Source organism: Psychromonas sp. B3M02 (assembly GCF_003318165.1).
In the GTDB taxonomy this organism is placed as follows: domain Bacteria; phylum Pseudomonadota; class Gammaproteobacteria; order Enterobacterales; family Psychromonadaceae; genus Psychromonas.
This window is the reverse complement of record NZ_QOCB01000080.1, coordinates 51432-68810: the sequence shown is the minus strand read 5'-3', so window position 1 is coordinate 68810 and position 17379 is coordinate 51432. Positions and strand designations below refer to the sequence as shown.

Sequence of the window (17379 nt, the reverse complement as noted above, 5' to 3'; positions counted from 1 at the left end):
TCAGAGTTAGGAAAGGTTTAAAGTTAAAGGGTAATTTCAATTTAACGTGTCCTAGGATACTTTTTCTACCCATACTCAAAAGTAGAAGTGCTGTTTAAGCCACTTTAATTCTGGATAACGAAATCGTTTTAACACATTAACTTCTCAAAAATTTTAGCATTAAATCACCTTTTCTAACCAGCAACTACAATCATTTTTTAGCTGTAAAACTCATTGAACTATATAAAATCAATTATTTAATTCATTGATATTTAACTAAATTAAACTTTTATTAAGCATAGCTAAAGTTAAGTAGACAACCAAAAATATAAGATAGTAATTTTAGACTAATTTGACATCACTAGCTAGACGCGGCTGACTTTAATTATTTATAAAATAAATAATCTTTGGCCATTATATTCTATCAACAACATCAAAAAATCCATCAAAGTTGCTTACTTACACCACTAATTTAGCTATTTCATAATACAAATCACCCTTTACGCTCACTTCACAAAAAAATAAAGCGATTAGTACTGTTTATGGGAGTTATTCAATGTCATGGGGATACCTGCTGACACAGATAAAGTGGAATTGGGAATTGCCTGCATTCCCACACAAAGCATGGGAACCAGTAAGACTGTCGGAAAAGTACAGGCAAGCAGCTCGGCAATATAGCTTCAAGTCTGCATTCTCAAGCAAAGCATGAGAATGCAACAGCTAAAACCTTTAACCTCGAACCTTTCCTTCTTAAATACTTCTAACCTTTTAACTCAGTTAACTTTAACCTAACACGTTTAGCGGACACTGGATAAGGTGTCCCCAACTGTTGAGCAAACAGTGAAACACGTAGTTCTTCCATCATCCAATACACTTCTGCTAAACCTTCATGTTCATTCTCATTACTTAAAAGCTGTTTACATAAAGCACGGTAACGTTCTTCGAGTTCATGAAGTTCAATGGTGTTTAGTCGATCTTGATTTGGGTTTACAGGTAGTTTTTCTAAACGTTTTTGTAACGCTAATAAGTAACGTTTAATATCATTTAACTTGGCTTCACCCACTTGGCATACAAAGCCAGGGAATATCAAACGTTCTAGTTGTGATTTAATGTCACCTTTGGCTACAAGCATAGTTAAATCAGCCTTACCTTTAAGCTGTTTATTAACAGCATGGGCTAGGGTTAACACCTCTTCAACCTGCTGCGTAATTTGTAAGGTTTTATCAGCTAATTCAGCGCGTACTTTCTCTTTTTGCACTTCAAATTCAGGCGCTTCTTGCGGATGTACTTCACCGTCTAGAATGGCGTCCACCGCACAGCTTATACAATCATCAATTAAGTCTTTAATTTGCCCAAAGGGATTAAAATACAACCCTAACTTAGCTTTATTGGGCAAGCTTTGTTGCAGGTATTTAATCGGTGATGGCACATTTAATAGAATTAAACGACGAACACCAGCTTGGTTAAAGCGTTGCGCTTTGTCTTCACTATCAAACAGCTCAATGGCCACACTTTTGTTTTTATCTACTAATGCAGGATAGGCTTTAACTTCGTAACCACCGTGATCTTTCTTGAATGATTTAGGTAATTTACCAAAGTCCCACTCAACTAAGTCAGACTTCTCAATGCCTTGTTTCGACACTTTAGATAAAGTTTGTTTTACCTTACCTTTTAGGTCGTGTTGTAACAATTTTAGGTCGGTGCCCACGGCAACACTTTTCTGTTTGTCGTCAACCACATTAAACTTAATACGCAGATGCGTAGGTAAGGCATTCACATCCCATGAATTTTCAGGAATACGTACACCCGTCATGCGTAATAGTTGTTTTTCAAATGCTTCTAATAAAGGCCCTTGTAATGGCGCTAAATTAGCCATAGCTGCTTCTGCATAGTTAGGCGCAGGCACAAAGTTACGGCGTATCGCTTTAGGTAAAGTTTTGATTAACGCGACTAATAATTCCTCACGTAACGCCGGAATTTGCCAATCAAACCCTTGCTCAGATACTTGGTTTAACAAGGCTAAAGGAATATTTACCGTGACACCATCTTGGCTAGTGCCCGGCTCAAAGGCGTACTCTAATTTTAAGCGGAAATCACCCTGTTGCCAAAAATCAGGATAAGCATTAGCAGTCACTTTATCGGCATCATGCGCCATCACTTGATCACGCTGATAATTTAATAACTCAGGCTGCTGTTTCTTCTCACGATTCCACCAGCTATCAAACTGTTTAGCACTACAAACATTTTGCGGCACAATTTCATCGTAAAATAGGAACAGTGTTTCATCGTCCACCAAAATATCGCGACGACGTGATTTATGCTCTAACTCTTCAATATCGTTTAATAACGCTTGGTTATCTTTAAAGAATTGATGGCGTGTTTCGAACACTCCTTCTACTAAGGCATGACGAATAAACAGTTCACGACACAATACAGGATCAATTTGTGTGTAAACAACACGACGTTTGCTGACGATAGGGATGCCATAAAGCGTTTGTGTTTCAAACGCCCCTACTACGCCCGATTTTTTCTGCCAATGCGGCTCAGCATAACTGCGTTTAATAAGGTGTTGTGCTTGCTTCTCAACCCATTCAGGTTTGATACGCGCAGCGACACGTGCAAATAATTTAGAAGTTTCAACTAACTCTGCAAACATGCCCCATTTAGGCTGTTTTTTAAATAAACCTGAACCAGGGAACATATAGAATTTACTATTACGTGCACCTAAGTATTCTGCATCTTTATCTTTTAAACCAATATGCGACAGTAAGCCTGCTAACAAGGCTTGATGAATAGCATCAAAGCTTGAAGGTGTATCGCTTACTTTAATATCTAACTCATCAGTAACTTGTTTGATTTGAGTGTAAATATCCTGCCATTCACGCACACGCATGTAGGCTAAGAAATCTTTCTGGCACATTTTACGGAAGTTGTTATTGGTTAACTCTTCACGTTGTTCATTAATGTAGTTCCATAGGTTTACATAAGTGATGAAGTCAGACTCTTTATCGTAAAAACGACGATGCTTTTCATCAGAAGCTTGTTGCTTATCCATTGGGCGTTCACGAGGATCCTGGATACTTAACGCAGCACTGATCACCATCACTTCATGTACACAATTAAACTCTTTTGCCGCTAGAATCATTCGTGCTAAGCGTGGATCGACGGGTAACTTGGCTAATTGACGTCCTAGTCCAGTGAGCTTTTTACGTGGGTCTTTAGCCTTTAAATTAACGGCCCCTAACTCTTCTAACAGGTTTAAACCATCTTTAATATTGCGATCTTCTGGTGGCTCTACAAATGGGAATTTATTTAATTCACCTAAACCAAGCGATAACATTTGTAGAATAACCGACGACAAGTTAGTACGCAGTATTTCTGGATCGGTAAACTCTGGTCGGCCATTAAAATCTTCTTCGCTGTATAAACGAATACACACACCTTCACTAACACGACCACAACGCCCTTTACGCTGATTGGCACTAGCTTGTGAAATAGCTTCGATAGGTAAGCGTTGTACTTTAGTGCGGTAGCTATAACGACTAATACGTACTGTCCCCGTATCAATCACATACTTAATACCAGGGATAGTTAATGATGTTTCAGCTACATTGGTTGCGAGTACAATACGTTGACCACGATGGCCTTGAAAGATTTTATTTTGCTCTGCCACACTCAAGCGAGCAAACAAAGGTAACACCTCAGTATCACGCAATTTACGTTTAGTTAAGGCCTCTGCAGTATCACGAATTTCACGTTCACCATTCATGAAGATAAGAATATCACCACGGCCTAAACGTTGTAACTCATCAACAGCTTGGAAGATGCCTTCAATTTGATCACCAGCCGCATATTCATCTAATGGGCGGTATAAGGTCTCCACAGGGAAAGTACGACCAGATACTTCAATAATCGGTGCAGGTTTACCGCGTTTATCTGAAAAGTGATTTGCAAAACGTTCAGGGTCGATGGTTGCAGAAGTAATAATCACTTTAAGGTCTGGACGACGAGGCAACAGACGTTTTAAATAACCCATTAAGAAGTCGATATTTAAACTACGCTCATGGGCTTCATCGATAATAATCGTGTCGTATTGACTTAAAAAACGGTCATTTTGAATTTCCGCTAATAAAATACCATCGGTCATCAATTTGATGTACGACTTGTCACTCACTTTATCGGTAAAACGAACGCGGTAACCAACGGTTTCACCTAACTCAGAATCCAACTCATCGGCAATACGATTAGCAACGGTTCGCGCCGCTAAACGACGTGGCTGTGTATGGCCAATTAAACCAGACACGCCGCGCCCTAACTCTAAACATATTTTAGGAATTTGCGTGGTTTTACCAGAGCCTGTTTCACCAGCGATAATCACCACTTGGTTATGGGCGATCGCTTCGGCGATTTCATCTTTTTTCTGGCTGACCGGTAAGTCTGGATAACTTACTTCGGGTAGGTTGTCTAAACGCTGCTTACGCTTGTCCATTGATACTTGAATATCAACGGCTATTTTAGTCAAACTCGCTTCTACTTTTTCGGGTGTTTTTAGATTGCGCAAATCATCAATTCGGCGCTTAAGGCGGAACTGATCTTTATATAACACGTCATTTAAATGGTCTTTTAAAGTAGTAGCAGAAATGGTCAAAACAGGTACCTAGCAGAAACAAAAAAGCGATCCTAGCAAGGCTAATGAAAAAAGGATAGTGGCAGTTCAACGTTTAGGAATGGTATTACCAATAAACAATCCAGTTTAACGGGTAAAAATAGAAGCCAGCGCTAAAACTAATAGTTATACCCATCACACTAAGTAACAGATCTATTTTACTTATTAAAATAACTGACGCCTTCGTTGTCATTTCCGCCAATAGAACAACTATCTAAGCATTAACCTCTTTTGGTTAATGCTCCGATAGACTATTAACGAAGTTAATCGTCGAAAGGCGTAACTGACGTTTTGAACTAAATCATTTTTTCTGAGCAAAATTGAGATTACTTATTTAATACCATTACTATGGTCACTGACTTCGTGGCATTTTTACAACTCAATGGCTTCTGCAATCACCTTGAGTGTTAATCCAGCTTTGTGTTGTTGAGCAACCTCTTTTTGTAACATAGCGAATAGGTCATTTTCTTTAAATAATACCGCTGGTACATCAAGCTGTAATTTATCACCATCTAACTTAATTTTTGCTAATTGTAGTGGAAAGTCTCGGCGACCTAGCGTTAGGATAATAGCGACCCTCAACAGTTGCACTAATTGATAATATTCACTTTCAGTGATCATATCTGATACAACAGCTTGTTTAATTTTGCCGCGATGATCACCCACCATAGTCGCGATTATTTCCTGTCCCTGTTCACTAAAACCAGGCATGTCTGAATGATGTAAAATATAAGCACCGTGATGTTGACGCTTTTTAGAGTGGATATTAATGCCAATTTCATGGAGTAAAGCCGCATAACGTAAGAACATAAAGTGCATCTCGTCCAGTGCTTTACCTTGCTCAGCGAGTTGCTGATTAAACAGTTGTAACTGTAATAGCACTCGCTTACTGAAAACTTGGTCAATACGATGAAGATGTAATAGGTTATTCACGGTACGATCACGTGGCGCCATATCTTCTTCAGTACTGCTTAGTCCGTATAACACCCCCTCACGTAACGCTGAGGTACAGACATTAATGCTCTTTATGGCAAACTCATCCATAAAACTACTGACAATAGCTAATGCCGCTGCAGTGAGTTCAAAACGGCTCTCTTCAATACTTTCTAGTCCTAGTTTATCGAAGGTTTTAGCCCCAACAAATTGAGCAATTAAGCGACGTACGCGCTTTTCCGTAATATGACTATCACCATATAACTCTAATATACATTGTTTAATAGACTTGTAAGAACCAGAAGTGCCTAACACACCTTTCCAGCCTAACTGTAGACATTCTTCTACAATAGGCGCTAAAGTTTGTCTTGCTTCAAATTGCGCCTGGCGCATGGCTTTACGAGTGACTTCACCTTTATCAAAGTAACGTTGGGCAAACGAGCGAGATCCCATCTCTAAGCTTTGTGCAAATTTTATTTTAAAACGCTTACCAATAACGAATTCAGTGCTGCCACCACCAATATCCATCACAAAGGTAGTACCTTTCAATGGGTAAGTATGAGCGACACCTTGATAAATTAGTTTGGCTTCTTGCTCACCGCTGATCACTTCAATAGGATGAGGGAAAATGGCTTTAGCGCGTTCAATAAACTCATCACTGTTGTTAGCAACGCGAAGGCTGTAAGTAGCCACAATACGTACTGCACGACAAGTCAACCCTGACAGCTGTTGGTTAAACTCAGCAAGGCAATCTAAGCCTCGCTGAATCGCTTCTTCCGATAAGACTTTATTTTCATCTAAGCCACTGGCTAAACGAACACTTTTCTTATTAGTGAAGACGGTTTGAATGCAGCCTGTTAGCTCTCTTGCTACAATCAAATGAAAACTATTTGAACCTAAATCAATAGCGACTAAATGACAGTCCTCGTTCATATCTATTCCTTATTATTATTTTAGTGCTTTAACTTCTTCTTTATTAATCTTTTGAAGATAATCATAAATCACCATTTGCGAGCGTAATGAGTCATCGCCCTTCTTCGGTTTTAAATATTCATTGGATTGATCTGAATTTAATATTCTTGCTTTGCAGTTATCAGCTAACTGAATGTTAATAATATCGACAATGGTTTTTTGTACTTTAGGGCAATAAATCGGACAACCCACTTCGATGCGTCTTTCAATATTACGGGTCATCCAATCCGCCGAGGAGATATAAACTCGCTGATCTCCTCCATTGGAAAAAATAGAAACGCGTGCATGCTCTAAGTACCTATCTACAATACTCACCGCAGTAATATTGTCACTTTGTCCGGGAATACCTGGCACCAATGCACAGATACCACGCACAATTAACGTCACTTTCACCCCTGCTTTACTGGCGCGATACAATTGTTCAATAAAGATATCATCCACTAAATTATTGAGTTTCAGGATGATTTCACTTGGGTAACCTTGCTTAGCGAATTTAATCTCTTTATCGATTAAGGCAATTACGCGATCTCGGGTATGTGTAGGCGACACAATCAGGTGCTTAAACTTAAATTGTAGGTACGGTGATTTAATAAACTCGAACACCTGCGCCGACTCTTTACAAATATCTACATCGGCAGTAAACAAACTAAAATCAGTGTAGATTTTAGCGTTACTTTCGTTAAAGTTGCCGCTACCCACATGCGAATAACGAACAACTTTCCCTTCCTCTTCACGGGTTACTACACATAACTTGGCATGTACTTTTAAGTTACTCACGCCATAGGTTACATGCACACCTGCGTTGGATAACTCTTCTGCCCATTCAATATTCGCTTCTTCATCAAAGCGCGCTTGTAGCTCAATATTAACGTGGACATGCTTACCATTTTTCACCGCTTCAATAAGTGCTTCAATCACAGCTGAACGTTTGGCTACTCGGTATAAACATATTTCAATACTCACCACCTGTGGATCAAAAGCAGACTGTCTTAGCCATTCAGTGAAGTAACTAAATTTATGGTAAGGGTAATACAGTAAAATATCTTGCTCTTTGATTGCCTGTGTAATATTGCGGTAATTATCTAAAACGGTATGCGGTAAAGCAGGTAATTTTTTATAACGTAATTCTTTAGAACCAATAGATGGAAATTGGATAAAGTCTTTAAAACTTAAATAACGACCACTTTCATTTAAGCGTTTATTGGATTTTATTTTCAAGCCTTTTTTTAACACTTCAACCATGGCTTCAGGCATTTTTCTATCATAAAGCAAACGCACGGGCTCTGCGTTTAAACGTGAACGAAGTCCACTAGACATACTTTCTAATAAGCTTTGGTTTATCTCACCGTGCACTTCAAATTCAGCATCACGAGTTAATTTAATTGAAAAAGCACGAATATGGCTAAAATCATAAAAAACACTAAATACTGACTGTAAAGAATGACGAATAATATTATCAATTAAGATAATGTTTTTTTGCTTGCTGTTTTGATCAACAGGCAGCTCTACAAAACGTGGAACATCACTCGGCACTTCTACTAAGGCGTAATGGTCTTTTAGGTCTTCTTCAGCAGTACGCATCTCGATCATAAGATAAGTACAATCATTTTTAATCTGTTCAGTTAGATTAATTTTATCAGTAATCATCAAGGGAAAGACATGGCTACTTAATTCATTATGAAAATATTCTGTTAGCCATTTTTGTTGATATTCATTGAGTTGCTTTTCATTAATTAGGTCAATATCGTGATCGCTTAGTTGCAGTAATAATTCTTGATAAGTCTGATCAAACTCATTTTGTAACTGTTGCACCTTTTCCTGAATTTCAACAAACAGCTGTTTGGCTTTATCTTTTTTCTGAAACTGGCTTAAAAAAGCAACACGTCTAACACTGGCTACACGCACTTGATAGAACTCATCAATATTACTTGAATAGATACCTAGAAAACGCAGGCGTTCAATAAGAGGAACGGTTTTATCTTGAGCTTCTTGTAATACACGTTGATTAAAGGATAACCAACTCAATTCTCTATCGAAGTAGTGTTGTTGCGATGTTGACATAATATTCTGCATTCCATTGATTAAGTGTAAGACTTTTCAAACTAGTCAAAGAAGATGACAAGGGTATGGCTAAAATATGAAATAAAAGTGACACAAAGTAGTAATAAATATAAGGGGAAAGGATCGACTAAGCAAATAATATTAAACAATAAAATACTAAAGTTTGAACTGCAGAAACAAAACAAGCAGGCGAGCCTGCTTGTTTTATTGAAAGGTAATAAAGCTCACCTAATAAGGTTTATATCAGTTATTTTTAGCCATGATTTTCATTGTGGCGATAACAGCAATAAAGGCAATACTCGCTGCCGTCAATGAGATCGCCATAGAGCCGGTAAAACCAATGACTACGAACCCCACAATAGACACGAATGCTATTGATAACGCATAAGGTAACTGTGTTGATACATGATCAATATGCTTACAACGCGCCCCCGTTGAAGACAAAATAGTTGTATCAGAAATAGGAGAACAATGGTCGCCAAATACAGAGCCAGCTAATACTGCGCTTAACATAGGTAACATCATCGCTAAATCCGTGGCCCCCGCCATATCACCTGCAATCGGTAACATAATACCAAACGTTCCCCAAGAGGTGCCTGTAGAGAAAGCCATCGCACCTGATAATACAAACAGAATCACAGGTAACCAATGTAAGCCGATATTGCCTTGTACTAACGTCGATAAATAAGTACCGGTATTCATATCGCCGATCACACTACCAATTGACCATGCAAAGAACAGGATGATAATTGCGCCAAACATCGATTTAGCCCCCACCCATAAAGCAAAGCGGATATTATCAAAAGTTTGTTTTTGTTTTAGTACCGTAAATAGCGCGAGTGCTAAGCCTACTAAGCCACCATAAACTAATGATGCACCTACATCGGTATTTTCAAAAGCACCTAACACAGAAAAAGGTTTACCCACTTCAGCTAAGGCACCGTTACCGGTGTAAACCATAAAGAATAAGGTCGCAAGAATAAGCCCAATAATAGGGTAAACTAAATCACCTACTTTACCACGTTGGTGCTCTTCAATACCTAACTCATCTTGTAAATCAACGTGATTTGCATCTTCCACTGAGCCATTGCTTTGTGCCGCTTGCTCATGCTTTTTCATTGGGCCTATATCTAACTTAAATAGGATCACAGCAAACACCATTAACAGCGTAAACAGCGCATAGAAATTCATTGGAATTAAAGCGACATAAGCACCTAATGGCGAGTATTCAGTCATACCATGGCTTACTAGAATGCCACCAATGATAGTCATGATGTAAGCGCCCCAGCTTGATACAGGCATCAAGATACACATAGGTGCTGCAGTCGAGTCAAGAATATAAGCCAGCTTGGCACGTGACACACTAAAACGGTCAGTCACTGGACGTGAGATTGAGCCCACCGCTAAACTGTTAAAGTAATCATCAATAAAGATAAATACACCTAAAAATGCAGCAAGCAGAGACGCTCCACGCTTATTTTTAATATGATCTAATGCCCAATCAGCAAAAGCACGCGTGCCACCAGACAAGGTTAATACTGCCGTCATCATACCAAGCAACAGTAAGAAGGCGACAATACTCATATTCCAAGTATTTAAACCGCCATCTTCTACTACAACGCTTTTAACTGTGCTGTAAATATATTTGCCAGCCTCTACCACTGAATAGTCAGCCAGTAACATAGCACCTAATATAATACCGATACCGAGAGAGATGAGTACGCGACGCGTAATAATAGCCAACCCGAGCGCAACGGCTGCAGGTAAGATCGACAGCATCGAAGCTGAATAGTCGATTAAAGACATGAAACTTTCCTTTTGTCTACATTAAATTAGAAACTGCAAACAGTCAGTTTCTAGACAATGTGTTTTAATTGAACGATAAAGTCCCAATCACACTAATTAAGTGCTCTATTTGACAGAATAAATAGGCTTATCACTTCGCTATTCATTTGCTCAAGAAATGCCTTAAGCAATCAAACTAAGTATTAAACTAGGCTATTTTTCCTGTAAATACATTTAGCTCACTTATTTAATATAATCGGCATTAAATACCGAGTTCAGGGGGGCGGGATTTTATACTAGTTTGAACACAAAAAAACCCCCTACTCTTAAAAAGAGAGGGGGTTTATGTTTTTACTATAATTTAAAACAAATATTGATTGATTTATCGTTTACAACAGTTCAATAAACCAACAATCTTGCCCGTTAAATTTAGTTAGCGATCATTAATGAGTCGTTGATACATTCAAGGTTAGTGTTACCCATTAAATATGTATCGATAGCACGTGATGCTTCACGGCCTTCATTAATACAACGTACAATCAATGATTGACCTGTACGCATATCACCAGCAGCAAAAACACCTTCTTGATTGGTTTGGTAATCATCAGTTTTAACGTTACCACGCTCATCTAAGCCAATTTCTAATTGTGCTAATACACCCGTTGGTTCTGGGTGTAAGAAACCCATTGCCAAGAAAGCTTTAGTACAAGGAATTGAACGTACAGAACCTTCAATCTCTTTAAAGTTTGGACGTTGACCCGGTGCTGCTTCTTCCCATTCGATATCCGCAACCACTAACTCTTTAACGTTACCGTTTTCATCACCGATGAACTCTTTAGTCAGGATAGACCAATGACGATCAACACCTTCTTCATGTGAAGTAGTTGTTTTTAAGATCATTGGGTACGAAGGCCAAGGCATATTAACAGTACGTTTTTCAGGTGGAATCGGCATGATTTCCACTTGCGTTACTGACGCTGCTCCATGACGGTTTGACGTACCCACACAGTCAGAGCCTGTATCACCACCACCGATAACCACTACGTGATCATCAGCTGCATGAATCTCTTCTGTTTTAAGGTCCATATCGTTAGCACGACGGTTATTTTGACCTAGGAATTCCATTGCAAAGTGAACACCTTTCAGGTCACGACCTGGAATAGGTAAGTCACGCGGTACAGTAGAACCACCCGTCAATAACACCACATCAAACTGCTTACGCAAATCTTTAGCATCGAAATCAACGCCAATATGTGCATTCACAACCATTTTAATACCAGCTGCTTCCATTACCGCGATTTTACGATCGATAACGTCCATACCCAGTTTAAAGTCAGGAATACCAAAACGTAATAAACCACCTACTTTTTCGTCACGCTCATAAACTGTCACGGTGTGACCCGCTGAGTTTAATTGCTCAGCAGCAGCAAGACCCGCAGGACCTGAACCTATGATAGCCACTGTTTTACCCGTACGAGATGTCGGAATTTTAGGCGTCACATAACCATTTTCGTAGGCTTTTTCTACGATGGTTTTTTCGATATTACAAATCGTAATTGGGTCTTGGTTGATCCCTAATACACACGAGGTTTCACAAGGAGCAGGACAAACACGACCAGTGAATTCAGGGAAGTTGTTTGTAGAGCTTAGGATATCCCAAGCTTCTAGCCAACTTTCACGATATACCGCGTCATTGAATTCAGGGATGATGTTACCAATCGGACAACCGCTGTGACAGAAAGGAACACCACAGTCCATACAACGAGAAGCTTGGTCATTAACTTTTTTACCAAACACGTCGTTTTGTACAAACTCTTTATTGTCTTTTAGGCGCTCTTCAACCGATACTTTCGGTGGTAATTCACGACCTAATTCTAAAAATCCAGTAGGCTTACCCATTATGCTTCTCCTTTCGCTCGAGCTGCTAATACTGCCTTGTAATCACGAGGCATTACTTTCACTACTTTAGCTAAGCTTTGCTCAACATCAGCCAAGAAATCCGCTGCTGTATTAGACTCAGTTAGTTCTAAATGTTTAGTGACTTTAGCAATTAATAGCGCTTTATCAGCTTCATCTAATGGATCTAAATCAACTAGCTCCATATTACAATTAGCTGTAAATGTGTCATCTCTATCCCAAATATAAGCAATACCGCCACTCATACCTGCTGCAAAGTTACGACCTGTTGTACCAAGGTTAATCATGATACCGCCAGTCATGTACTCACAACCGTGATCACCGATACCTTCAACAACCACTTCTGCACCCGAGTTACGAACACAGAAACGTTCACCAGCCATACCGTTAATGTAAGACTCACCAGACGTAGCACCGTAGAAACATACGTTACCTACAATGATGTTGTCTTTAGATACAACACTTGAATCACGATGAGGATACACTACGATTTGACCACCAGATAAACCTTTACCCCAGTAATCGTTCGCGTCACCTTCAACAGTAAACTCAACACCTTTTGCAAGGAAACAACCAAATGATTGACCTGCAGAGCCGTTAAACTTAACTTGCATCGGCTGTGGTAAACCTTGGTCGTTATACACTTTTGAAATTTCGTTTGACAACATGGTGCCACACGAACGGTCGATATTAGTAATTGGGAATGAACCCGATACCGCTTCACCTTTTTCCAGTGCTGGTTTAGCTAATTCAATTAGTTTTCTATCTAATACTGCTTCAAGATTATGATTTTGAGTTGTTTGATTAAACATCCCATCTTCTTCTTTAGCCGTTTCTTTAAATAGAATAGTGCTTAAGTTTAGGTTTTTGTATTTCCAATGGCTTACATCATCACGTACTTTAAGGTTTTGCGTTTGACCAACCATTTCAGTAATCGTCTTGTAACCTAGCTTAGCCATGTTTTCACGCATGCCTTGCACCATGTAACCGAAGAATGTCACAACATCTTCTACACGGCCGTCAAAACGTTCACGTAACGTTTTGTTTTGCGTTGCGATACCAACAGGACAAGTATTCAAATGACACTTACGCATCATGATACAACCTTCAACCACTAGTGCTGCAGTTGCTACGCCCCACTCTTCTGAACCTAATAACGCTGCAATAGTTAAATCACGTGGTGTTTTCATCTGGCCATCAGCTTGTAGAACAACACGGTTACGTAAACCGTTCTTCATTAGCGTTTGATGTGCTTCAGATAAACCTAGTTCCCACGGTAAACCCGCATGACGGATAGACGATAAAGGTGATGCACCTGTACCACCATCAAAACCAGCAATTAAGATAACGTCAGCTTTTGCCTTCGCAACACCTGATGCAATCGTACCAACACCTGCTTCTGATACTAACTTAACGTTAACACGACCTTCACGGTTCGCATTTTTCAAATCGTAGATAAGCTGAGCTAAATCTTCGATTGAGTAGATATCATGATGCGGTGGCGGTGAAATCAGGCCTACGCCCGGTGTAGAGTGACGTGTACGACCAATCCAGTCATCCACTTTGTGACCTGGTAACTGACCGCCTTCACCTGGTTTAGCACCCTGTGCCATTTTAATTTGGATTTCAGCAGCGTTAGTTAGGTAGTAAGACGTTACACCAAAACGACCCGATGCCACTTGCTTGATAGCTGAACGTTCCCAATCACCGTTTTCTTTTGGTGTAAAACGAATTGGATCTTCACCACCTTCACCAGAGTTTGACTTAGCGCCAATTCGGTTCATCGCAATAGCTAACGTTGAGTGAGCTTCATGTGAGATAGAACCGAAGCTCATCGCACCTGTTGCAAAACGTTTTAAAATGTTTTCAGCTGGTTCTACTTCATCAATTGAGATTGGACCCGATGCTTTTGGTACAAATTCAAACTGGCTACGCAGTGTAGCTGCATCATCACCTTGTTTATCAACTGTTTCAGCGTACTGTTTGAACTGTTCGTAGTTCTTGTTACGCGTTGATTCCTGTAATAATGAAATCGTTGTAGGGTTGAATAAATGCTTCTCACCACGTTGTTTCCACTGATATACACCACCAACATCTAAACGTTGTACTGGTACTGCACGTAATGGATAAGCAAAACGGTGACGCACTAGAATTTCATTAGCGATGTCATCAATCGAGAGACCTTGGATACGGGTAACTGTGCCTTTGAAGTAATCATCAACCACTGATTTACTGATACCTAGAGCTTCAAAAATTTGCGCACCTTGGTAAGACTGAATCGTTGAGATACCCATTTTCGAGAAGATCTTCAATAGACCCGCATCAATCGCCGCTTTGTACGACTTAAAGATATCTTCTACAGATTTCTCTGCAGGTAAACGGTTCTTAGCTTGTAAATCAACAATCATCTCTTCAATTAAGTAAGCGTTAACAGCAGACGCACCGTAACCAATTACTGTTGCAAAATGATGTGTTTCACGTACGTCGCCAGTTTCAACTACGATGTCACACATAGCACGTAGGCCACGTTTGATTAAGTAGTGATGTACCGCACCTGTTACTAACATAGCAGGAATTGGTGCATGGTCAGACGTTGCATTACGGTCAGAAAGAATGATGATTGAGTAACCATCGTGAATTGCATCTTCTGCGTAACGACAAATACGTGCTAATGCTTTTTTCAGTTTGCCTGGTTCACCAGATGCAGCAAAGAAAGTCTCTAATGTTTTAGCTTGTAAATGTTTATCATCCAGTGCATTAATTTTTTGTAATTCAGCATTACTTAATACCGGAGATTCAAGCTCAACCTTATGACAATGCTCAGGTGTTTCAGCCAATAAGTTTTGGTCTTTACCTAAGTATGTATTTAGCGACATAACCATACGCTCACGAATCGGATCGATTGGTGGGTTAGTTACTTGCGCAAATAATTGCTTAAAGTAGTGAGATAGATGTTGAGATTGATGTGATAGAACCGCTAACGGCCAATCCACACCCATTGCACCCAATGGCTCTTTACCATCGCGGAACATAGGTAGAATAATTTCGTTAACTTCTTCCGATGTTACACCAAAGGCTTGTAAACGTTTTAGTAATTTACCTGCATCAGGTTGAATATTACGCTCTAACGCCGCTGGTTGGTTTTCTAACTTAACTAAGTTATTTTCTAACCATGTTTCATACGGTTTTCTTGCTGCAATACCGTCTTTCACTTCGTCATCAGAAATGATGCGGCCTTGCTCAAGGTCAGCAACAAAGATACGACCTGGCTGTAAACGACCTCGTAACTTGATGTTTTCAGGTTTGATTTCTACTACACCTGACTCAGAAGCCATTACTAGGAAATCATCTTTAGTCACTGTGTAACGTGATGGACGTAGACCGTTACGGTCAAGCGTTGCCCCTACTTGCACACCATCGGTGAAACAAACAGACGCAGGGCCATCCCAAGGTTCCATTAAGTTTGCATGGTATTGGTAGAAAGCACGGCGTTTAGGGTCCATGTTTTTATTTTCTTGCCAAGCTTCAGGGATCATCATCATTAATGCATGAGGAAGACTACGGCCTGACAGTACTAATAACTCCAATGCCATATCAAAGCTTGCAGAGTCAGACATACCATCAGTACAGATTGGCATTAACATATCTAATTCTGAGCGAGTGAAGTATTCAGCTTCAAGCAAAGCTTCACGCGCTTTCATCCAGTTGATATTACCGCGAACCGTATTGATCTCACCATTGTGAGCAATGTAACGGAACGGTTGCGCTAAACGCCAACGTGGGAATGTATTCGTTGAGAAACGAGAGTGTACTAATGCCAGTGCAGTTACCATGCTTGGATTTTGTAAATCTAAGAAGTATTGAGGCACTTGCTCAGTCGTTAACTGACCTTTGTAAACAATCGTTTTGTAAGAGAATGTATTAATGTAGAAGTTATCTTCAATACCATTAACAGACTCTAAACAGATACGTGTTGCATAATTACGTAAAATAAATAATTTACGCTCTAATACTGCTGGCTCCATATCCGGCCCACCAGTAACAAACATATGTTCAAACTGTGGTTCGCTGCTTAGGGGATCAGCACCAATCATTGAGTTATCTGTAGGAAGAACGCGGTAACCAATTACTTCAAGAGAAAGACGTTCAGCGGTACGTGCTAGAATTTCACGACAATGATCACGATGATTTTCATCTTTAGGGAATAGGATGGTACCTACACCATATTGATCAAATTTAGGAAGAGTAATACCCTCTTTTAATGCTTCTGTTACTAAAAACTCATGCGGTTTTTGTAAAAGAATACCTGCTCCATCACCGCTACATGGGTCACAACCTTGACCACCACGGTGTTCCATACGCGCTAACATATCCAAAGCTTGTGTCACAATCTTATGAGACTTGCTGTTTTTCAGATGTGCTACAAAACCGATACCACAGGCATCGTGCTCCATTTCAGGCACATAAAGGCCTTGAGCATTCTGCTCTTTATTTGTCATAAACATGTCCTTCTAGATATAACAGTAAAAATGTCCCTCACTGCCAAACCTAATGTTTCGAAGTGCTACACACGGCTTGTTATTTAAATAAATAAAAACAAGCAATTAATTTATTTTTACTTTTGTAAGAAAACTACTTTTTGAGAAAAGTGCACTTTTTACAAAACGTCCTTGCCTAGTAAATAATTGGCACAGCCCATTGCAAGCATGGGGCCAATACACAAATTATTGAGAACCACCCTAGTAACAGAAGTGATATTTGCTCATTATTCTATCTTTTAACCCAAGCAAAATCCAATTTTCTTATTCAGTTCCACTCTGACTGCTTATTAATCGGTACTGTGCTTTGTTCCACAGCGCACTTAAAAAATAAACTATTGATTTATAATAATTAAAAGCAAAAAACAGAGTCAAAATAAAAAATAAAGGCGGAGTAATGTATCAAATTATAAATTTTATAAAAGAAAAATTTGAATTTTTAGTTAAAAAAAGTGAATAGTAATTCACAAATGATAGTGATTATCATTACAAACAATGTTAATTTAAAAAGCAGTAAACTCTATTAAA

At 39.4% G+C, this 17379-nt stretch carries 6 protein-coding genes; all 6 read right to left on the bottom strand.

Translation table 11 applies throughout. The features are described from left to right. Nucleotides 1-739: 739 nt before the first annotated feature. The 6 genes from hrpA to gltB all read right to left on the bottom strand — a co-directional run bounded on the left by hrpA (nucleotide 740) and on the right by gltB (nucleotide 16812). Nucleotides 740-4627, bottom strand: a complete 3888-nt coding sequence (gene hrpA / locus DS885_RS09070) for an ATP-dependent RNA helicase HrpA (protein WP_113819117.1) — start codon at nucleotides 4625-4627, stop codon at nucleotides 740-742. Between the two features lie 390 nt (nucleotides 4628-5017). Beyond that, nucleotides 5018-6511 (bottom strand): Ppx/GppA phosphatase family protein, encoded by a 1494-nt coding sequence (locus tag DS885_RS09065; protein WP_113819116.1) that lies wholly within the window; start codon nucleotides 6509-6511, stop codon nucleotides 5018-5020. A 15-nt stretch (nucleotides 6512-6526) separates the two neighbouring features. Further along, entirely contained in the window at nucleotides 6527-8611 is a 2085-nt protein-coding gene (ppk1, locus tag DS885_RS09060; protein WP_113819115.1) for a polyphosphate kinase 1, read from the bottom strand. Nucleotides 8612-8854: 243 nt separating this feature from the next. Next, nucleotides 8855-10417 carry a Na+/H+ antiporter NhaC family protein gene (locus DS885_RS09055; protein ID WP_113819114.1) on the bottom strand — a complete coding sequence of 521 codons (1563 nt, stop codon included), beginning with the start codon at nucleotides 10415-10417 and terminating at the stop codon, nucleotides 8855-8857. 408 nt (nucleotides 10418-10825) lie between these two features. Then, complete coding sequence (locus DS885_RS09050; protein WP_113819113.1) at nucleotides 10826-12295, bottom strand: glutamate synthase subunit beta; 1470 nt, start codon at nucleotides 12293-12295, stop codon at nucleotides 10826-10828. Continuing rightward, complete coding sequence (gltB, locus tag DS885_RS09045) at nucleotides 12295-16812, bottom strand: glutamate synthase large subunit (RefSeq protein ID WP_113819112.1); 4518 nt, start codon at nucleotides 16810-16812, stop codon at nucleotides 12295-12297. Before gltB ends, DS885_RS09050 begins: the two co-directional genes overlap by 1 nt. Between the last annotated feature and the right edge of the window lie 567 nt (nucleotides 16813-17379).